16 protein-coding genes are annotated in these 20,492 nt (G+C 58.2%); 7 read left to right on the plus strand and 9 right to left on the minus strand.

The window, feature by feature from the left end; all coding sequences use genetic code 11:
- Positions 1–44: 44 nt before the first annotated feature.
- Positions 45–2,060, plus strand: a complete 2,016-nt coding sequence (locus GOW93_RS15075) for a M3 family metallopeptidase (RefSeq protein ID WP_170385953.1) — start codon at positions 45–47, stop codon at positions 2,058–2,060.
- Here the strand turns inward: GOW93_RS15075 and GOW93_RS15080 are convergent.
- From GOW93_RS15080 to GOW93_RS15105, 6 genes are read right to left on the minus strand one after another with little or no spacing between them, the layout of a single operon-like run.
- Positions 2,057–2,989, minus strand: a complete 933-nt coding sequence (locus GOW93_RS15080) for a 2-hydroxyacid dehydrogenase (RefSeq protein WP_170385956.1) — start codon at positions 2,987–2,989, stop codon at positions 2,057–2,059. The genes GOW93_RS15075 and GOW93_RS15080 overlap by 4 nt on opposite strands.
- A 15-nt stretch (positions 2,990–3,004) precedes the next feature.
- Entirely contained in the window at positions 3,005–4,144 is a 1,140-nt protein-coding gene (gene rodA / locus GOW93_RS15085) for a rod shape-determining protein RodA (RefSeq protein ID WP_170385959.1), read from the minus strand.
- A complete protein-coding gene (gene mrdA / locus GOW93_RS15090; RefSeq protein ID WP_170385963.1) occupies positions 4,141–6,090 on the minus strand; it encodes a penicillin-binding protein 2 in 1,950 nt (649 codons plus the stop codon). The genes rodA and mrdA overlap by 4 nt, the downstream gene beginning before the upstream one ends.
- Complete coding sequence (locus GOW93_RS15095; protein ID WP_170385966.1) at positions 6,090–6,623, minus strand: rod shape-determining protein MreD; 534 nt, start codon at positions 6,621–6,623, stop codon at positions 6,090–6,092. The genes mrdA and GOW93_RS15095 overlap by 1 nt, the downstream gene beginning before the upstream one ends.
- Positions 6,616–7,518, minus strand: coding sequence for a rod shape-determining protein MreC (gene mreC, locus GOW93_RS15100; RefSeq protein WP_170385969.1), 903 nt, complete (start codon positions 7,516–7,518; stop codon positions 6,616–6,618). Before mreC ends, GOW93_RS15095 begins: the two co-directional genes overlap by 8 nt.
- A 56-nt stretch (positions 7,519–7,574) precedes the next feature.
- Positions 7,575–8,621 (minus strand): rod shape-determining protein, encoded by a 1,047-nt coding sequence (locus tag GOW93_RS15105; RefSeq protein WP_008756832.1) that lies wholly within the window; start codon positions 8,619–8,621, stop codon positions 7,575–7,577.
- Positions 8,622–8,776: 155 nt separating this feature from the next.
- Here GOW93_RS15105 and GOW93_RS15110 point away from each other — a divergent pair, with 155 nt between their 5' ends.
- Both GOW93_RS15110 and GOW93_RS15115 read left to right on the plus strand, forming a co-directional pair.
- Complete coding sequence (locus GOW93_RS15110; RefSeq protein ID WP_170385972.1) at positions 8,777–9,571, plus strand: 23S rRNA (adenine(2030)-N(6))-methyltransferase RlmJ; 795 nt, start codon at positions 8,777–8,779, stop codon at positions 9,569–9,571.
- A 112-nt stretch (positions 9,572–9,683) separates the two neighbouring features.
- The gene (locus tag GOW93_RS15115) at positions 9,684–11,423 is read left to right on the plus strand and encodes an adenylate/guanylate cyclase domain-containing protein (RefSeq protein WP_170385975.1); all 1,740 of its coding nucleotides are present in this window, start codon (positions 9,684–9,686) and stop codon (positions 11,421–11,423) included.
- A 47-nt stretch (positions 11,424–11,470) separates the two neighbouring features.
- On the opposite strand, the gene GOW93_RS15120 is transcribed toward GOW93_RS15115, so the two are convergent.
- Positions 11,471–13,039: a 2-isopropylmalate synthase gene (locus GOW93_RS15120; RefSeq protein WP_170385978.1), complete on the minus strand. Its 1,569-nt coding sequence runs from the start codon at positions 13,037–13,039 to the stop codon at positions 11,471–11,473.
- Positions 13,040–13,326: 287 nt separating this feature from the next.
- Between GOW93_RS15120 and GOW93_RS15125 the strand changes: the two genes are divergently transcribed.
- Positions 13,327–13,992, plus strand: a complete 666-nt coding sequence (locus GOW93_RS15125) for an SDR family NAD(P)-dependent oxidoreductase (protein WP_170385981.1) — start codon at positions 13,327–13,329, stop codon at positions 13,990–13,992.
- Between the two features lie 10 nt (positions 13,993–14,002).
- Here GOW93_RS15125 and GOW93_RS15130 read toward each other — a convergent pair whose 3' ends face one another.
- Positions 14,003–15,460 carry an MORN repeat-containing protein gene (locus tag GOW93_RS15130; protein ID WP_170385984.1) on the minus strand — a complete coding sequence of 486 codons (1,458 nt, stop codon included), beginning with the start codon at positions 15,458–15,460 and terminating at the stop codon, positions 14,003–14,005.
- Between the two features lie 146 nt (positions 15,461–15,606).
- On the opposite strand from GOW93_RS15130, the gene GOW93_RS15135 reads away from it, so the two are divergent.
- On the plus strand, positions 15,607–17,265 hold the full coding sequence (locus GOW93_RS15135) for an NAD+ synthase (RefSeq protein ID WP_170385987.1): 1,659 nt from the start codon (positions 15,607–15,609) through the stop codon (positions 17,263–17,265).
- A gap of 288 nt (positions 17,266–17,553) precedes the next feature.
- On the plus strand, positions 17,554–17,826 hold the full coding sequence (locus tag GOW93_RS15140; RefSeq protein ID WP_170385990.1) for a hypothetical protein: 273 nt from the start codon (positions 17,554–17,556) through the stop codon (positions 17,824–17,826).
- 156 nt (positions 17,827–17,982) lie between these two features.
- Here GOW93_RS15140 and GOW93_RS15145 read toward each other — a convergent pair whose 3' ends face one another.
- Positions 17,983–18,915: an MBL fold metallo-hydrolase gene (locus GOW93_RS15145; protein ID WP_170385993.1), complete on the minus strand. Its 933-nt coding sequence runs from the start codon at positions 18,913–18,915 to the stop codon at positions 17,983–17,985.
- A gap of 230 nt (positions 18,916–19,145) precedes the next feature.
- On the opposite strand from GOW93_RS15145, the gene gltX reads away from it, so the two are divergent.
- A complete protein-coding gene (gltX, locus tag GOW93_RS15150; RefSeq protein ID WP_170385997.1) occupies positions 19,146–20,471 on the plus strand; it encodes a glutamate--tRNA ligase in 1,326 nt (441 codons plus the stop codon).
- Positions 20,472–20,492 lie beyond the last annotated feature (21 nt).

Below are 20,492 nucleotides of genomic sequence, written 5' to 3' on the forward strand. Positions count from 1 at the left end.
CATCCGGTCTACCGTTCCTAATTCTGTGGTCAAAGGAGGCTTCTATGACCTATCCGATCTTGTCCGACTGGACCACACCGTTTGAAATTGCACCTTTTGCCGACATAGCCGACGACGATTTCGCCCCCGCTCTGGATCAGGCGATGCTGGCTCATAACGCTCAGATCAACGCGATCGCGTCGAACCCGGACGCCCCCACTTTCGCAAATACGATCGAGGCACTTGAGGCCGCAGGCGAGCAGATGGACAAGGTTCTTTCGGTGTTCTTCACCGTCGCCGGGGCCGATAGCAACCCGGCCCGCGAAGCGTTGCAGCGCGACTTCTCGCCCAAATTGTCAGCGCATTTCTCTGGCATCTCGTCGAACAAGGCGCTGTTTCAGCGCGTGGCAGACCTGTGGAGCCGCAAGGATAAGCTGAACCTGACCGATGAACAGGCCCGTGTATTGATGCTGACCCATCGCGGTTTTGTCCGCGCAGGTGCGGCGCTTGAAGGCGACGAAGACGCTAGGATGCAGGAGATCAAGGCGCGTTTGGCTTCGCTGGGGACGTCTTTTACCCAGAACCTTCTGGCGGATGAACGCGACTGGTCCATGGACCTGTCCGAGGATGATCTGGAAGATCTGCCGGGTTTTATAGTGGATGCCGCCCGCGCCGCAGGAAAGGACAAGGGTGCGGATGGCCCGGTTGTGACCTTGTCGCGTTCACTGATTGTGCCGTTCCTGCAATTCTCGCCACGCCGAGACCTGAGGGAAAAGGCCTATCGTGCCTGGACCGCACGTGGGGCCAATGGCGGTGAAACCGATAACCGCGACATTGCAACCGAAATCCTGCAACTGCGCGAAGAGCGGGCCAAGTTGCTGGGCTATGCCAGCTTTGCGGATTTCAAACTGGAAACCGAAATGGCGCGTACGCCGGAAAAGGTGCGCGATCTGCTGATGCAGGTGTGGGAGCCTGCCAAATCACGGGCCGATGAGGATGCTGAAATTCTGACGCAGTTGATGCAGGCGGATGGCGTCAACGGCCCATTGGAAGCGTGGGATTGGCGCTACTACGCCGAGAAACGGCGAAAGGCCGAGCACGATCTGGATGACGCAGTGCTGAAGCCCTACCTGCAGCTGGACCGGATGATTGACGCTGCCTTTGCCTGCGCGAACCGTCTGTTCGGGCTAGAGTTTGCACCGCTGGATGTCCCACTCTATCACGCCGATTGCCGCGCGTGGGAGGTGACGCGTAATGGGCAGCATATCGCGGTGTTCATCGGTGACTATTTCGCGCGAAGCTCAAAACGGTCTGGTGCGTGGTGCAGCGCGATGCGGTCGCAGGCCAAGTTTCCCAAGGTGCAGGCGCCGGTCGTGATCAACGTCTGCAATTTCGCCAAAGGTGATCCGGCGCTGCTGTCTTATGACGATGCCCGGACCCTGTTCCACGAGTTCGGCCACGCCTTGCATCAGATGTTGTCCAATGTGACCTATGAAAGCATTTCAGGTACCAGCGTTGCGCGTGATTTCGTCGAACTGCCCAGTCAGCTCTATGAACATTGGCTGGAGGTCCCCGAGGTTCTGGCCGAATTCGCCACTCATGCCGATACTGGCGAGCCGATGCCGCAAGAGATGCTGGAGAAGGTGCTGAAGGCGGCCAATTTCGATCAGGGGTTCCAGACGGTGGAATATGTCGCCTCGGCGCTGGTGGATCTGGCCTTCCATGATGGCGACGCCCCGGTCGATCCGATGGCGAAACAGGCCGAGGTTCTTACCAGCATCGGGATGCCAAAGGCGATCGGTATGCGCCACGCCACGCCGCATTTCGCGCATGTGTTCGCGGGCGACGGCTATAGCTCGGGCTATTACAGCTATATGTGGTCCGAGGTCATGGATGCCGACGCCTTTGCCGCCTTTGAAGAGGCGGGCGGCGCATTCGACCCCGAATGCGCCAAGGCGCTGGAAGAAAACATCCTGTCCACCGGTGGCTCGCGCGAAGCCGAGGAGTTGTACCTTGCTTTCCGCGGCCGGTTGCCGGGGGTAGAGGCGCTGCTGAAAGGGCGCGGCCTGATCGCGGCCTAGTATCCCAAATTGCGATCGACGAGGTGCAGGAACGGTTCGCCTTCCTCACCCCGTCGGATGTTCTCGCAGATCACCTGCGCCGCTGTTTCTGGTCGGGTTTCAGAGGCGATATGCGGAGTGACCGTTACGTTCGGATGCGTCCAATAGGGGTGATCTGCGGGCAGAGGTTCAATCCGGAACACGTCCAACGTGGCATGACCGATCTGGCCAGAGTTCAGTGCCGCCAACAGGGCATCATCGTCAATCAGAGGGCCGCGCCCGGGGTTGATGATACGCGCGCCCTTGGGCATCAGTGCCAGCGTTTCGGCATTCAGTGTGTTTTCAGTGGCGGGTGTGCCCGGCAATAGCAGTACCACGATCTCGGCCTGTGACAGGGCGGCACGCAGCCCGTCTGCACCATGCATGCATGTGACGCCGGGAATATCTTTGGCCGAGCGGCTCCAACCCATGACGTCAAAGTTCAGGGCGGCCAACGTGCGGGCGGTAGCCTCGCCCAGCGCTCCGAGACCCAGAATGCAAACCTTGCGCTCGGTCGCCAGCGGCGGAATTTCGGGGGTCCAGACACCATCTTGAACTGTGATGTGCCGATCCATCCCAAGGTGATAGCGCAACACGTGGCCGACAACCCATTCGGTCATGCCCTGCGTCAGGCCGTGGTCCACCATCCGCGCAAGTGGTACGGTCAGGGTCTCGTTGCCCGCGATTTTCTCGACCCCTGCCCAAAGGCTCAGTACGGCCTTCAACTGGGTAAAAGGCGCGAAATCCAGCAGCCCTCCGTTTGGCGCATAGACGATATAGTCGACCTGCTCGGGGGCGAGCTCGGTGCCGAGTTGAAATTCCAGCCCCGCCTCGGTCAAGTATTTGGTCAGCAGTGGTTCGTATACTGGCCACAGGGCAGGGCGCGCGGAAAACAGGATGTTTACGGTCATGGCGGACCTTTCAAATTAGCGGGGGCGATGGATATGGGCGCTTTGGACGATGCCGAAGGCTGCCATCAGAACCAGCATGGCTGAGCCGCCATAGCTGACCATCGGCAGAGGTACACCCACAACCGGGGCCAGGCCCATGACCATTGACATGTTGACCGCGAAGAACAGGAAAAAGTTCAGTGCAATGCCCAGCGTCACCAGCGACGAGAATCGGTCTTTGGTCGAAAGTGCAGTGACCAGACAAAAGATCAGGATCAGGCCATAGAGGGTCAGCAGGGTAATACCGCCGACAAAGCCGAACTCTTCGGCCAGCGTCGTAAAAATGAAATCGGTATGTTTCTCGGGCAGGAAGTTCAGCCGCGATTGTGTGCCTTGCATGAACCCGCGCCCGTTCCAGCCGCCTGATCCCAGCGCGATCTTGGACTGTGTGATGTGGTAGCCCGCACCAAGAGGGTCCGTTGAAGGGTCCAGAAACGTGTCGATCCGTCGGAACTGGTAATCCTTAAGCAACTGCCACTCGGTCCCGCGGCTGTTGAAAACAGTAGCGATCAGGCCAATCACGGCGGCGATCACAGCGGCGAAATAGGCCCAGTGGACACCGGCCAGGAACATCAGCCCGCCACCCGCTGCCAGCAGCAGGATCGAGGTGCCCAGATCAGGTTGTTTCAAAACCATGGCCGTGGGGATCAGGATCAGGGCCACCGGGATCAACACCCATAGCGGGCGGGACGTCTTGTGCGACGGCAACCAGTCGTAATACGCGGCCAGCACCATCACCAGCGCAACCTTCATCACTTCGGACGGTTGCAGACGCATGAATCCAAGGTCGATCCAGCGTTGGGCACCCATGCCGATGGTGCCGAATAACTCCACAAAAATCAGCAGAACGATTGATCCGAGATAGGCAACCACAGACATGTTGCGCCAGAACCAGATCGGCACCAGCGCGATGATGAACATGACCGTCAGGCCCAAACCAAAACGTTCCAGTTGGGGCTCGGCCCAAGGGGTCCATGATCCGCCCGCCACCGAATACAGCATCAGGAACCCAGCGCTGGCGACGCTGATCAGCAACAGGGTCAACGGCCAGTTCATAAACAGAAACTTGCGGAACCCCGATGGCGTGGATTTGACGGCGTATTCAAGATAGCTCATGCGCGGTCCTTCTCGGTCGGACGCGCTTTGGGGCGACGGTCACCCTCAAGCCGTTTTTGTTGTTCTTTGATGCGCTCTCGGTCGGCGACAGGGTAGGCTTCAAGCGGCGGGGTGCCGTTATACAGAGCCTGCAGCATGATATCCCGCGCGACCGGGGCTGCGGCCTTCGATCCGCCGCCGCCATGTTCCACCACCACCGCCACGGCGTATTTTGGGTTGTCATAGGGGGCAAAGCTGACAAACAGCGCGTGGTCGCGACGTTCCCATGGCAGGTCTTCATTGCGGATCACACCGGCGGCGCGTTCGGCCTTGGTGATGTTGCGCACCTGGCTGGTGCCGGTCTTGCCCGCCATGCGCAGGTCATCCGCGATGATGCGGCTGCGATAAGCTGTGCCGCCCCTGTCGTTTGAAACCGAGAACATCGCGTTGCGAATGTGTTCCAGGTTGTTCGGGTCGACGGCCAGTGGCTCACCAGCGCCCGAAGGTTGCTCAACCCCGTTCACTGACCGCACCAACCGTGGTTTAACAGCGCGCCCCGTGGCGATTCGTGCTGTCATGACAGCAAGTTGCAGGGGCGAGGCCAGCATGAAACCTTGACCAATCGACGCATTTGCTGTGTCGCCGACCAGCCAACCTTCGCCGTGGACGCGTTCTTTCCATTCCTGGTTCGGGGCCAATCCCGCCGCAACAGCAGACATCGGGATGTCGTGTTTGACGCCCAGCCCAAAGGTGTTTGCCATTTCAGAGATCTTATCGATTCCCGTGCGCAGCGCCACGTCGTAATAGTAAACGTCGCAGCTGCGTTTGAGTGACAGATTAAGATCAACGGTGCCATGCCCACCACGTTTCCAGCAGTGAAAGCGACGGCTGCCCACCTTTAGGTGGCCGGGGCAATACACCGTGTTGGACGACCCGATCACCCCGGCCTCAAGCGCAGCCATGGCGGTGATCATCTTGAAGGTCGAGCCTGGGGGGTAGGTGCCCTGCACCGTCTTGTTGGCCAGCGGGCGGTAATTGTCCTGAGTCAGCGCCCGATAATCAGCGACCGAGATGCCGCGCACAAACAGGTTTGGATCGAAACTGGGGGCTGAGCTGATGGCGCGAATATCGCCGGTTTCGCAGTCGATCACAACCGCGGCTGCGCTTTCCCCGGCCAGTCGAGCCTGAGCGTATTGCTGCAGATCGGCGTCGACTGATAATTGCAGATCAGCCCCGGCCTCGCCTTCTTGCCGGTCCAGTTCGCGCATCACCCTGCCGGTGGCGTTGACCTCGACCCGTTTGGCGCCAGCTTTGCCGCGCAGACTGATTTCCTGCTTTGCCTCAAGCCCGACCTTGCCGATTTGGAACCGCGGGATACGCAACACCGGTTCGGGGTCTTCGATCTGGCTAAGGTCATAATCGCTGACCGGGCCGACATAGCCGACCACATGGGCGAAATCCTCATACCTTGGATATTGCCGGGTCTGCCCCACTTCGGGGATCACGCCGGGCAGGGCAGGCGCGTTAACGGCAACTTTTGAGATATCCTCCCACGTGACCTGATCGGCCAGTGTGACCGGCAAGAACGGGGCCGAGCGGCGCATTTCCGTCTTGGCGCGTTCGATCTCATCCTCGGTCAGGGGGATCAGCTCTGAGAGTTTGGTGATGACCTCATCCACGTCACCCGCATCCTCACGCACCATGACGATGCGATACGAGGGTGAGTTCTGGCCGATGATCTGCCCGTTCCGGTCATAGATTCGGCCTCGGGTCGGGGGGATCAGCCGAATGTTGATCCGGTTTTCTTCGGCCAGCAGGCGGTATTCGTCGGCCTGATCCACCTGCATGAATCGCATCCGGGCGGCCAGTCCGCCGATAAAGGCGGCTTGCAGGCCGCCCAGGATCAACGCCCTACGAGGCAAGCGCTTATAGGCGAGGCCTTGGGCTTTGGTTTTGCGCTGTTTCATCACTGCGCCCCCAATGCACCGGTATTTGCGGGGGATAAACGGCGAACACCGAATCCATTCTGACTGAGCAGAACGATCAAAGGATAAATCGCAATTGTCAGAAACACTTGTATCATTACCGGCCCCAGTGCCGCCTGTTGCACCGACAGAATAGCAAGAATGACGCGGTTCAACATGAAAACTGCTGTGATCACCACGGCAACAGTCGACCATTCTCCGATGAAGCCCGAATCCCGCAGCCCGAACGCCGAAGAACGCAGATAGGCCGTCGCAAGAACCACCAGCGCGGCCAATAGGCCGGGTGGGCGCTGCAGCAAGAGGTCGGCCATCAGCATCACAATGGCCACCAGAAGGGTCGGCACAAATTCGGGTCGCCTAAGCACCCAGGCAAAGGTCAGGGCGATCAACAGTTCGGGAAACGGCCAACGATCCGGTTTTGTATCGAGCGGCAGAAGGTGCAGGAACAGGATCAGAATAGCCAGAAACAGGTAAAGGCCACGCTTGGACCACAACTGTGAGGTCTGACTACCCATCACCGACCTCCACCTGCGGAAGGGCGGCGGCAGGCTGTCTGGGCCCGACTATATCGCCGGGGTCCTGAATGCGGGGGGCCGACTGGTATCGCAGAACGCGCAGAAATTCGAGCCGCTCGAAATCCGCGGACAGACGCACCCGCAAACGGCCACCGGGGTCGGCAGTGATCTGGCCGATCAACAAGCCGCCGGGAAACACACCACCATCACCCGAGGTTACGACGCGGTCGCCGGGGCGAACCAGCTCTCGGTTCTCCAGAAACTCGACCGCCGGTGCCGGTGTGTTATCACCGGTGATCAGAGCGGTCTGGCCCGAGGGCTGGATGGTCGCAGGGATCGCGCTTGAGGCATCGGTCATCAGGATCACCCGTGCCGTATCCGGGCCCACGCCCGAGATCCGTCCGACGACACCGATCCCGTCCATCGTGGCCCAGCCATCGGTGATACCGTCCCGTTCACCCACATTCAGCAGAACCGACTGCCGGAATGGCGAGCCGCTGTCAGCCATCACAACTCCGGTGATATAGGTCAGGCGTGGATCTAGGCGTACATTGTTGAGGTCCAGCAGTCGGGCGTTTTCCTGCTCCAACTGCAATGCGGCCTCTTTCCAGGCGCGCATCAGGCGCAGCTCGCTACGCAATTCCTGATTCTGTTCGCTCAGGCGCTGATAGCTTTGGAAATCGCGCACCAGATTGACCACCCCGGTGACTGGCACCATCGCCCATTCCATCGACGGGACGACCGTATCCACCACTTGCGCGCGGAACCGTTCCACGCGCGGGCTGTCGATACGCCAGACCAGAAAAATGCCAACCAGGAATAACACAACGATCCCCAATAGCAGGCGGCGTAATGGGGTGGTGTATTCGTCCCGCTGTGATCGGTCCTTTGCCACAGGTTACCTTCCCGTGCTGCTCGTGCCCGAGTGTTGACCCTTAGAGGGTGCGCGCCTTAGCTTTCGTAGTCAATCGCGTGGCGCAGCTGTTTTTCGTATTCCAGTGCCTTGCCGGTGCCCAAAGCCACACAGTTCAGGCTTTCATCGGCAATTGATACGGCCAGCCCGGTCTGTTCGCGCAGCGCCAGATCCAGATCACCCAGCAGCGCACCGCCGCCGGTCAGCATCACACCACGGTCGACGATGTCGGCGGCCAGATCGGGTGGAGTGGTCTCAAGCGCTGTCATGACTGCCTCGCAGATGGCCTGAACCGGCTCTGACAAGGCTTCGGCCACTTGCGCTTGGCTGATTTCGATTTCCTTGGGCACACCATTCAGCAGGTCGCGCCCACGAATATGCATCGACTGGCCGCGGCCGTCGTCAGGCATCCGAGCGGTGCCGATGGTGGTCTTGATGCGTTCTGCGGTGGATTCCCCCACCAGCAGGTTTTGCTGACGACGCAGGTACGAGATGATGGCTTCATCCATACGGTCGCCACCTACGCGAACCGAGCGGGCGTAGACGATATCGCCCAGCGACAAGACGGCCACTTCGGTTGTGCCGCCGCCAATGTCGACAACCATGTTACCGGTCGGGTCGGTAATCGGCATGCCCGCGCCAATGGCTGCAGCAATGGGTTCGGCAATCAGGCCAGCGCGACGGGCGCCTGCGGACAGAACCGATTGACGGATCGCGCGTTTTTCAACCGGGGTCGCGCCGTGCGGGACGCAGACGATTATCTTGGGTTTCGAGAAGGTCGAGCGTTTATGCACCTTACGGATGAAATGCTTGATCATCTCTTCGGCGGTGTCGAAGTCGGCAATGACGCCTTCACGCATAGGGCGTATAGCTTCGATCGAACCAGGCGTCCGGCCTAGCATAAGCTTGGCATCTTCGCCTACGGCCAGCACTTTTTTCACGCCGTCCTTGACGTGGTAGGCCACCACAGACGGCTCAGACAGGATCACACCGCGCCCTTTGACATAAACCAGCGTGTTCGCTGTCCCAAGGTCGATGGCCATGTCCGCTGTGAACAGGCCGCCCAGATTGCCAAAGATCCCCATGTTTCCCCTGATCCTGTATGTCGGTTTTTCTACTGCCCGCGACTCGACGGTTCCGGGACGGATGACTTATAGGGTGCCAGCACGTCCGGTAAAAGGGCTGATTCCGCGACAATCAGCACCTTTCCGCCTTTATGACAGGGACTTTAGAAGGCAAAATGCTCTCTTATCAACATATTTACCACGCAGGTAATCTGGCGGATGTGCAAAAGCACGCATTGTTGGCTTGGGTGCTGGATTATCTGACCCGCAAAGATAAACCGCTGACCTATCTCGAAACGCATTCAGGGCGCGGCCTGTACCAGTTGGACGCGGCAGAGGCGGTGCGCACCGGTGAGGCCGCCGCAGGCATTGAACGCGTATTGCGCGAAAAATGGTTTCCGGCAGACCATCCATTGTCCAGAGCGCTTGAGAATGTGCGGGCACAGTACGGAGAACACAGCTATGCAGGGTCGCCAATGATTGCGGCCAACCTGCTGCGCTATCAGGATAGCCTGCATTTTGCCGAGCTGCATCCGCAGGAACACGCGGCCCTGTCCATGACAATGTCGCCTTTTGGCGCAAAGGTTTACAAGCAGGACGGATATGATTTGGCGCATTCCCTGCTGCCGCCGACTCCCCGACGCGGAATGCTTTTGATTGATCCCAGCTATGAGGTCAAATCGGAATACGACCGGCTGCCCGGAGCAATTGCTAAATTGCATCGTAAGTGGAACGTGGGCGTATTGGCTTTGTGGTATCCCATACTTTCTGATGGGCGGCACGAACCCATGATTGAAGCATTGAAAAAGCAGGATCTTCCCAAGTCAGAATGCCACGAAGTGCGATTTCCTGCTGCGCGAGAAGGTCATCGTATGATCGGGTCAGGCATGTTTGTCGTGAACGCTCCGTATGGTTTCATCGAAGAAACCAGTAGGTTAGATGCGATGTTCTTAAGATTAGCGAGCCTGTGAGCACAAGTTAGGGGCGTATTCAGATAGGCTGATTGCGCGCGTCAGGTGTGGATGCAAAATTTCTTGTTAGAAGTGACCGCCCAGCCCTAGAATTGTGGCAAGGAGGGGCGCCATGAATCGCCGACTTGCAACGGTTCTGGCCGCCGACATGGTGGGCTACAGCCGCTTGATGGAAATTGACGAGCAAGGCACGCTGGCGCGGTTGCGCACGCACCGGATCGAGTTGATCGACCCTTCGATCGAAAAAAACCGTGGCACGATTATCAAGACAACTGGCGACGGGATGCTGGTCGAATTTCCCAGCGCCAGCGACGCCGTGACGTGTGCGGTCGAAGTTCAGAACCGAATGCTGCGCAGGAATGCGGACGTTCCGCACGAACAGCGCATTCAGTTCCGCATGGGTATAAATCTGGACGAAATCATATTTGAAGACGGGGACATTTTTGGCAGCGGTGTGAACATCGCAGCCCGACTGGAACAATCGGCCGAGGCAGGCGACGTGCTGATTTCCGGAGCTGTCCACGAACAGGTTTCCAGCCGGTTGGAATTGCAGTTTCATGATCTGGGGGATTTGAAACTCAAGAATCTGTCGCAACCCGTTCATACCTACCGGGTCGAGTTGGACCGGCCAGCCGGTGAGCTTGAACAGAACGCAACCGGGCAGGAGGCGACGAGGGTTGTGAAACCTTCGATCGCTGTTCTGCCTTTTGAAAACATGAGTGGGGACACGGAGCAGGAGTTCTTTGCCGATGGACTGACCGAAGACCTTCTGACAGAGCTCAGCCGCAGGCATGAGCTGTTCGTGATTTCCCGCAACTCTTGCTTTGTCTACAAGGGGCAGGCTGTAAATGTTCGTGACGTGGGTGAAAAACTGGGCGCGCGGTACATTGTGGAAGGCAGCGTGCGCAAGGCGGGAAACCGAGTGCGCGTGACCGTTCAGTTGATCGACAGCGAAAGCGACGGACATATCTGGGCCGAGAAATATGACCGCGATCTGGACGATATATTCACAATTCAGGACGAGGTGATATCAGCAGTGGTTGCCACTCTGCCCGGCCGGATCGAAGCGTCGCAGCAAGAAGGGCTGACACGCAAGAAGCCTTCGAGTTTTGCCGCCTATGAGTGCGTTCTGGCCGCAAAGGTTCTGCATCATCGCAGTACGCGCGAAGATAATGCCGAGGCGACGAAACTCATTGATCGGGCCATAGAACTTGATCCTGACTATGCCCATGCCCACGCTTGGAGTGGCTGTATCCGTGGGCAAGCATGGGGCTATTGCTGGTGCGACGACCGAGAAGCCATGCTGGCTTCCTGCGAAGAGGCGATCCTGAAAGCAGCCTCGCTGGATGACAATGATGCCGATGTGCATCGTTTGATGGGAGCGGTCGAGATATTGCGAAACAATTTGGCGCGCGCGCGTTACCATCAGGAACGGGCGCTGTCGCTAAATCCGAACTACGATCTGGTTGTTGTCCAGATGGGGGAATTGCTGACTTGGTCCGGCCGTCCCGACGAAGGGGCGGAGTGGATACAGAAAGCCATGCGCCTGAATCCGCATCATCCCGCTCGGTTCTGGAGCCATCTGGGAAAAGCGCGGTTTGGTGGCAAACATTATGAGCAGGCGATTGACGACTTCGCCCGCTTGCCAACGCTGGATCTTGTACAAAACGCTTTTGTCGCCGCAAGCCACGCTTGGCTGGGGAATGAGGCCCGCGCCCAGTCGCACGTGGATGCTATTCGCGCAGAGCAGGCGGATATCGGGATCAATGACTTGGTCGCCACGCTGCATTACGCGCGGGACGAAGACCTGAAGCATTTCATGCAGGGTGTGGAAAAGGCCGGTTTGTCCTGACCCATTGAGTAAAAATGGCGGCCTGCAATCGCAGGCCGCCACTTTTGTCAGGTCAGGTCTTTGTAGCTGATCTCACGCGCATCGGCACCAGGGCCGGTTTTCTCGCGTCGCATGATCAGGCGGTTCAGCGCATGAATATATGCCTTCGCCGACGCCACGACTGTATCTGTATTGGCGGATTGGCCAGTTGCGATCATGCCGTCCTCTTCCAAGCGTACCGAGACTGTGGCCTGTGCATCCGTGCCCTCGGTCACCGCATGCACCTGATAGAGCTGCAGGTGCGCCTGGTTCGGATAGATTGCCCGGATGGCCTTGAAGGTTGCATCCACCGGGCCGTCGCCGTGCTCGGTCGCTATGATGTCCTTGCCATCCATTTCAAGCTCGACCGTGGATTCGGCCTGACCGCCGGTGCCGCAGGTCACCTTCATTGACACCAGTTGCAAGTAATCATCGCTGTCGTCCAACGTCATCAGCGCTATCAGATCGTCGTCGAATACTTCTTTCTTGCGGTCGGCCAAATCCTTGAACCGCACAAAGATATCCTTGAGCTGATTGTCTCCGACCTCATAACCCAGCGTTTCGAGCTTATCGCGCAAGGCTGCTCGGCCCGAGTGCTTGCCCAGCGGCAACGATGTGCCGGACAGGCCAATGTCTTCGGGGCGCATGATCTCAAAGTTTTCGCGGTTCTTCAGCATGCCGTCCTGATGGATGCCGCTTTCATGCGCGAAGGCGTTCTTGCCGACGATGGCCTTGTTGAACTGAACGTTGAAGCCCGACACCGTCGCAACGCGGCGCGAGATATGCATGATCTTGGTGGTGTCGATGCCCGTGTGCCACGGCATGATATCGTTGCGGGTGCGCAGGGCCATTACGACTTCTTCCAAAGCCGTGTTGCCTGCGCGTTCGCCCAAGCCGTTGATGGTGCATTCAATCTGACGCGCGCCCCCTGCGACAGCGGCCAGAGAGTTCGCGGTCGCCATGCCCAGGTCGTTGTGGCAGTGCGTGGCGAACACGACCTCATCGGCGCCAGGCACGGTTTCAATCAGGCGCTTGATCAGGTCAGCGCTTTCCACCGGTGCCGTATAGCCCACCGTATCTGGGATGTTGATGGTCGTCGCACCCGCCTTGATCGCGATTTCGATCACGCGGCACAGGTAGTCCCACTCGGTCCGGGTTGCGTCCATTGGTGACCACTGCACGTTTTCACAAAGATTGCGCGCATGGCTGACCGTTTCGTGGATTTTGTCGGCCATCTCATCCATGGTCAGGTTCGGAATGGCACGGTGCAACGGAGAGGTGCCGATGAACGTGTGAATCCGGTTTTGCTCGGCGTGTTTCACTGCTTCCCAGCAGCGGTCGATATCCGCAAAATTGGCACGGGCCAGCCCACAGATGCGGCTGTTCTTGGACCGTTGGGCAATCTCTGAGACTGCCTTGAAGTCACCCTCCGATGCAATCGGAAAGCCAGCTTCGATGATGTCTACACCCATCTCGTCCAGAAGCTCGGCAATCTCGAGCTTTTCGTTATGGGTCATGGTTGCGCCGGGGCTCTGCTCGCCGTCGCGCAAAGTGGTATCGAAGATCAAGACGCGGTCTTGGTCGGTCACGTTGGTCATGGGATTCTCTTTCTTCTTCTGTCCTAAAGCCTTTGGCGCGCGGGCGTCCTCCTCTGAGCGGGCGCGCCGGATGGCACGCTCAGAGGCGGATTAGGATCAGTAGGCCACGCAGAGTCGCACCGCGAATGGCGGTGTCGGCAACAAGGATATCTGCGCGGTTGATCATGGCGGAATTTATACATCGCTCGCGCGGAATGAAAAGACCCATTTGCGATGTAACCACAGTAGAGGTGTTTTCTTTTCGGTGAGGCATTGATGCGTGTGCGCCAACAGCTAGGTGAAACGCCATGGAAAAAGCATTGATCATTGGCGCGTCGGGGGGAATCGGGCAGGCGGTTTGTAAGTACTTAAAAGGACAGGGGGCGGATGTAACCACCTTGTCGCGCTCAGCCGACGGGTTTGATCTTACCGACCCTGACGGCGTTCACCGCACGCTGGATAAGATCTCAGGGCCTTTCAATCTGATCTTCGTTGCTTCTGGTGCGCTTGAGATCAACGGGGCGGAGCCTGAAAAGACCCTCCGAACCCTCGCGGCACAGGCGATGATGGACCAATTTGCGTTAAACGCTGTTGGCCCCGCGTTGATCCTGAGTCACGCTTCGCGCCTGTTGCCCCGTGATAGGCGCGCTGTTTTTGCGGTGCTGTCGGCTCGGGTCGGATCGATCGGAGACAATCGTCTGGGCGGCTGGGTCAGTTATCGCGCGTCCAAGGCGGCTGTGAACCAGATTGTCCACACAGGTGCAATCGAACTTGCACGAACGCACAAGCAAGCGATCTGCGTCGCTTTGCATCCAGGCACAGTCAAAACGCAGTTCACCCGGAAATATCTTGGCCGTCACCCAGCAGTTTCGCCGGACACCGCCGCTGCGAACCTAATGTCCGTGATACAGCGGCTGACCCCAGAGGATAATGGTGGCTTTTATGATTGGGCGGGAAAACCCGTGCCGTGGTAGCAAACCGGGTTCAGCCGTCGGAAATGCCGCTCTCTGCCGGGGCGGTTTCGGGCGCTGGGTCGGTCTCTGCCTCGCTAGGGGTCGCGAGTGCGTCGTTTTCCCAGACGCCGGATTCTTCTTCGCCATTGGCATAGCGCATCGTGCCGTCACCGTGGCGTTTGTTGTCAAGGAAACCGCCTTCGTAGACGTCACCGGTCGCAAAGGTTGCAATGCCGTTTCCGCTGATCTTACCTTCGGCCCAATCGCCGGTGTAAGTGTATCCGCTTGGCATGGTGATGGTTCCCTGCCCGTGACGCTGTCCGTTCACAAAGTCCCCGTCATAGACGGTGCCGTCTGGAAAAGTGGCTTTGCCCTTGCCCTGCCTGACGCCTTCCGACCATTCACCTTCATAGCGATATCCATTGGCAAATGTCAGAACGCCTGTGCCATGACTCAGGCCGTTTTGAAACTGCCCGGTATAGACGACTCCATTCGGGTATGTTGCCTTGCCGGTGCCTTCGAATACTCCGGCAATCCATTCCCCATCGTAGATGATACCACCCGAAAAAGTGTGCATACCCTTGCCATGCGGCAAGTCAGCGCTGAAATCGCCGATATAGGTGGACCCGTCGGGATATGTCAGTTCGCCGAATCCCTCGATCTGGCCGTCGGCCCATTCGCCGGTGTAGTCAAACCCGTCTGTTCCCAGAAAGCGGCCTTTGCCGTGGCGGCGGTCGTCAGAATAATCCCCTTCATATGTCGCGCCATTAGCGTAGGTTGCCTTGCCTTGCCCTTGGCGGCGCCAGTTTACCAGGTAGCCTTCGTACAAATCCCCGTTTGCCTGCAGCAACCGGCCTTTCCCGGTGGCCTGATCATTGACCCATGCGCCTGTATATACTTGGCCGTCCGGTGATGTATGGGTTCCCTGACCGTGGCGTTGGCCATCCTGGATCTCACCTTCGTAAACACCGCCCTTGGCATAAGTGATCTTGCCTATGCCCTGCTTGACACCATCCACCCAATCTCCGTCATAGCTGTACCCGCTGGGATCAGTTAGTACACCTTTGCCGTGATGGAGTGCGTTCCGAAAGCCACCTTCATAGCGCGCACCGTTGGCATAGCTGACCATGCCTTCGCCGTTTATGGTGCCGTTGGACCATTCACCGTCATAGGTGCCGCCATCGGGATAGATGATTTTGCCACGCCCTTCGGGCTGGCCTTTGACGAAATCGCCTTCGTAGACCGAGCCGTTGGCATAACGTGCAGTGCCCTTGCCCTGAATTTCGCCCTCTACCCATTCGCCTTGGTACTCAAACCCGTCGGGCAGGCGGTAGGTGCCGGTTCCGTGGCGAAGTCCGTTTTCGAACGTACCCTCGTAGACGCCACCGACATCGTCATCAGCGACGATCACATCACCGCTTTGTGCGGTGACGCCTGCGGCGATCAGTGCCATCGCTGAAGCGGCTAGGGAAATGCGGAAAGCGTTCATGTTCGGTCCTGTCTGCCCGGAATTCATCTTTCCGCGCAAAACTAAGGTACCCTTAGGGGCAGAGCAACGGGTTTTGCCGCATTTGCCTTTCACTCGCGCAATGATCTGCTAAATGGCAATAGAACTGACGAGGGCATGAGGGCACAATGGCCGACCGTTTCCGTATCACGCTTGCGCAACTCAACCCCACTGTGGGGGATATCGAAGGTAATGCTTCCAAGGCTTTGGCCGTATGGGAGCAGGGGCGCGCGGCCGGGTCTGATCTGGTGGCGTTCCCCGAGATGTTCGTGACCGGCTACAACACGCAGGATCTTGTGATGAAGCCCGCCTTTCATCAGGCTGCGATGGCTAAGGTCGAAGAACTGGCTGTGCAATGCGCCGACGGTCCAGCGATTGCGATCGGCGGGCCTTGGGTCGAAGGCGATAGCCTGTTCAACGCCTATCTGATCCTCAAAGGCGGCCGGATCAGCAGCAAGGCATTGAAACACCACTTGCCCAATGAGACCGTATTTGACGAGGTGCGGCTTTATGATGCCGGACCTTTGGGCGGGCCTTACTCGGTTGGCAATACGCGTATCGGCAGCCCTATTTGCGAAGACAGCTGGCACCCGGATGTGGCCGAAACACTTGAGGAGACTGGGGCCGAGTTCCTGCTGATCCCCAACGGCTCGCCTTACTTCCGCAACAAATACGATGTGCGCCTGAACCACATGGTGGCACGTGTTGTCGAGACGGGGCTGCCGCTGATCTATCTGAACATGGTGGGCGGTCAGGACGATCAGGTGTTTGACGGAGCCACGTTCGGCTTGAACCCCGGCGGTGAACTGGCGTTCCGAATGCCCGTTTTTGATGAGACCGTGGCCCATGTAGATCTTGAGCGTAGCGATGAAGGTTGGCGTATCACACCGGCCGAGATCGTGCCTCAACCCGATGAGTGGGAGCAGGATTATCGCGCAATGGTGCAATCCCTGCGTGATTACATGGGAAAGACTGGCTTCAAAAAGGCATTGTTGGGTCTGTCGGGCGGGGTTGATTCCGCGCTGGTTGCGGCGATTGCCGTAGACGCCATCGGGGCAGAAAATGTGCGCTGCGTGATGCTGCCGTCCGAATACACCAGTCAGGCATCACTGGATGATGCCGAGGCGGTCGCCAAAGCGTTGGGCGTTCACTACGACTTTGTGCCGATTTCGGACAGTCGGGCAGCGGTGACGGATACTTTGGCGCCGCTGTTTGCCGGACGCGAAGCCGATTTGACCGAAGAGAACATTCAATCCCGCCTGCGCGGTCTGTTGCTGATGGCGATCTCGAACAAGTTTGGCGAGATGTTGTTGACCACCGGTAATAAATCTGAGGTCGCGGTGGGCTATGCCACCATCTATGGCGATATGAATGGCGGCTATAACCCGATCAAGGATCTCTATAAGACGCGGGTGTTCGAGACTTGCCGCTGGCGGAATGCCAATCACCGCGAATGGATGATGGGCCCCGAAGGCGAGGTGATCCGCCCGTCTGTCATCGACAAGCCCCCCAGCGCGGAGCTGCGCGAAGATCAGAAGGACAGCGACAGCCTGCCGGACTATCCGGTTCTGGACGCGTTGCTGGATATTCTGGTCGATCAGGATGGCTCGATCGCCGATTGCGTGGCAGCCGGATTCGAAGAAGCTGATGCGCGCCGGGTTGAGCACCTTATCTATATCAGCGAATACAAACGCTTTCAGTCCGCTCCCGGAACTCGGCTGACCAGCCGGGCGTTCTGGTTAGATCGCAGATATCCGATCGTGAATCGCTGGCGGGACCGTAGCTGACTTGTCGACGGCGCCTTGGTTCACATTCCCTGTTTCCGACTAAGGTTCAGTTGCTGCGCAAGATGTTCGATAGTTTCCCAATAATGAACACTATATTAACTATTAAGAGCGCCAGGCGACTGGCGCCTTGAAATTGTGACATTTTTTCGTCACATTTTTGCTTAATTGGTGCCTCACATGGGGCGCTGCGACACATTTCAGTTGGGTCATTGGCAGGTGGTTTGGTGCCGAATACCAACTTGTGGCGCAAATGGTGTTGAATGTCTGAGTTAATGATTTGGTGTTGCTATGTACGAGGAATATGACAAGTCTCTCCACCCTCCGCTGAAATACAAATCAATGGAGTCAGAGGCGCGGGTTCTGGACGAAACTACGCTGGATACTGCGATTGCCGATCTTCTTCAGGAAGACGACAGTGAAGCTTTGAAGCCAGTTGAGGTCCAGGCCACCTTTCCTGAACTGCCCGATCAGTCGCAAATAGATATGCAAGCCTCGTCACAGGAGGCAGGCCTGACGGCTGTTTTGCTTCAGAAATGGGCAGAGCTGCGCGGCGCGGCTTAACATTCAGGATTTTTCAATCGAAGCAGCGCGAGTTGGTCGCGCTGCTTTTACGCTTTGGCCTTGGCCACAGGCACCAACCTTGCGTCGATCCGGTTGCCTTGCGTCTCTCCCGTTTCGCAGGTGGCTTATCAGTTCGACCGGACCCAGGATTTTGAACTATCCCATCATCTGATAGCTGACGGGCACAAAGCGGAACCCGTCACCACGGGATTCAACAAATCCTGCTGCGGGGAACGGCATGTGATAGCCGATCATCGGCACCTTATCTGCCGCCAGCATTCCCAGAACGTTCCGGCGCGATGCTGTGGCTGCTGCTTTGTCCATGTCAAAGCGAACCTCCCATTCCGGATGGGCAAAGGACCAGACATAGTGATTGGCCAAGTCCGCCGTTAGCACCAGCCGCTGGCCGTTGCTTTCCAGATGGTACACCGTGTGGCCGGGCGTATGACCGTAAGCAGCCACTGCGGTGATGCCCGACGTGACCTCACCACCATCCTCAAGGAAAGACATCATTTCGGCCAAGGGCGTCACCTTGGCTGCGACCAGGTCGCCAACGCGATTGCCTGCGTCTTGTGCTGACCAGAAATCATACTCGGGCGACGCGGTGACATAGCGCGCATTGGAGAAGGTCGGCGCGTCATTCGTAGTCATGCCGCCGATATGATCGGGGTGCATGTGGGTGATGACAACAACGTCGATCTGGTCTGGCGTAACACCAGCATCCGCGAGCGCGGCCTGAATGCCACCCTGGCCGAGGCCCGTGTCGAACAGAACCAGCTCGGTTCCAGTATTGACTAGTGTGGGGGTGAAGAAGAACTGCGCCACCTCGGGCGAGATGAAGTTGTCGGCAGATACTTTGGCAAATTCCTCGTCCGAGGTGCCGCCGCCGAAGATTTCCTTGGCACCGTCACGGGGCAGGCTGCCGTCCAGCAATGTGGTGACGGTAAAATCGCCCAGCGTAAAGGACTTGGCGATGGTCGAGTTGGTTTTGGTCTCAGCCCCTGCAGCCAAAACCGGGGTCGTGGCGGCGGCAAAGGGCAAGGCTGCCGCTGATCCCAGTGCCGCGCGGCGTGTGAGTTTAATGGTCATTTTGGTTCTCCCTGTCAGAACACCATTGGATGAAATAGCCCGGTGCGAGTCTCCTGCAAGTGTATACCCTGGGGATATGGTCTGCGTGGATGAACATTGCGTGTGAGTTTTTGTTAAGTTCACAATCTTATGGCATAGGGCAGAGCAGTTTGGGTTTGCGTTTCGGTCAGAAACCCCTGCTGGACAAAAACGCGCTCATATGACATGAGCCGCGCCAACAGGAGAACTCCATGACCACGACCCGTTTTGCTCCGTCGCCCACCGGTTATATCCATGTGGGCAACCTGCGCACCGCCTTGATGAATTATCTGATCGCCCGCAAGGCCGGCGGTACGTTCATCCTGCGTATTGATGATACCGATCCTGAGCGGTCGAAAGAAGAATATGTCGATGCCATCAAGCAGGACATGGAATGGCTGGGGCTGCATTGGGATCGGATCGAGCGGCAGTCGGAGCGTCTGGATCGCTATGCCGATGCTGCCGATAAGCTGCGTGAAATGGGCCGGTTCTATGAGGCGTTCGAAACGCCCACCGAGCTGGATCTGAAGCGCAAGAAGCAGCTGAACATGGGTAAGCCGCCGGTCTATGATCGTGCCGCTCTGAACCTTTCGGATGCCGAGAAAGAGGCGCTGCGGGCCGAGCGTGGCAATGGCGTCTGGCGCTTTAAGCTGGATCATGAGCGGATCGAATGGACTGACGGAATTCTGGGCGACATCTCAATCGATGCGGCCTCGGTTTCCGATCCGGTTCTGATCCGTGGTGACGGCCAGGTTCTCTATACGATTGCGTCAGTTGTCGACGATACCGAGATGGGTGTGACCGACGTGGTGCGGGGCTCGGACCACGTGACCAATACCGCGACGCAGATTCAGATCATTGAGGCGCTGGGCGGCGCCTGCCCGCGCTTTGCGCACCATTCGCTGCTGACCGGCCCGCAGGGTGAGGCTTTGTCGAAGCGTCTGGGCACATTGGCCCTACGCGATTTGCGTGAACAAGGCGTTCAGCCGATGGCGCTGCTGAGCCTGATGGCACGTCTGGGCTCCTCCGATCCGGTTGAACTGCGTTCGGATATGGCGGAACTGATCGAAGGCTTCGATGTGAACCGTTTTGGCGCGGCGCCGACCAAGTTCGACGTGCAGGATCTGTTCCCCCTGACTGCGAAGCACCTCCAGTCGCTGCCGCTTGCCGATGTCGCTGATGCGGTGGCTGATGCGGGCGTTCCGGCAGAGCTGGCAGAATCCTTCTGGGAGATGGCACGCGAGAACATCACCACTTTGGGTGATCTCAAAGGTTGGTGGGAGCTGTGCCGTGATGGGGCAGAGCCACTAATCGCTGATGAGGATCGTGAGTTTATCGCAGAGGCGGTTGCTCTGCTGCCCGAAGGCCCGTTTGATGGTGAAACCTGGGGCACCTGGACCAAAGCCGTAAAGGAAGCCACGGGGCGTAAGGGCAAGGGTCTATTCATGCCACTGCGTAAGGCGCTGACTGGTATGGAGCGTGGTCCGGAAATGGCGACCCTGCTGCCGCTGCTTCAGGTGATCCGCGCGCGCGGCTGATCGCAGGAATACCAATTCATT

This window comes from Ruegeria atlantica (genome assembly GCF_013032455.1).
GTDB lineage: Bacteria > Pseudomonadota > Alphaproteobacteria > Rhodobacterales > Rhodobacteraceae > Ruegeria > Ruegeria atlantica_B.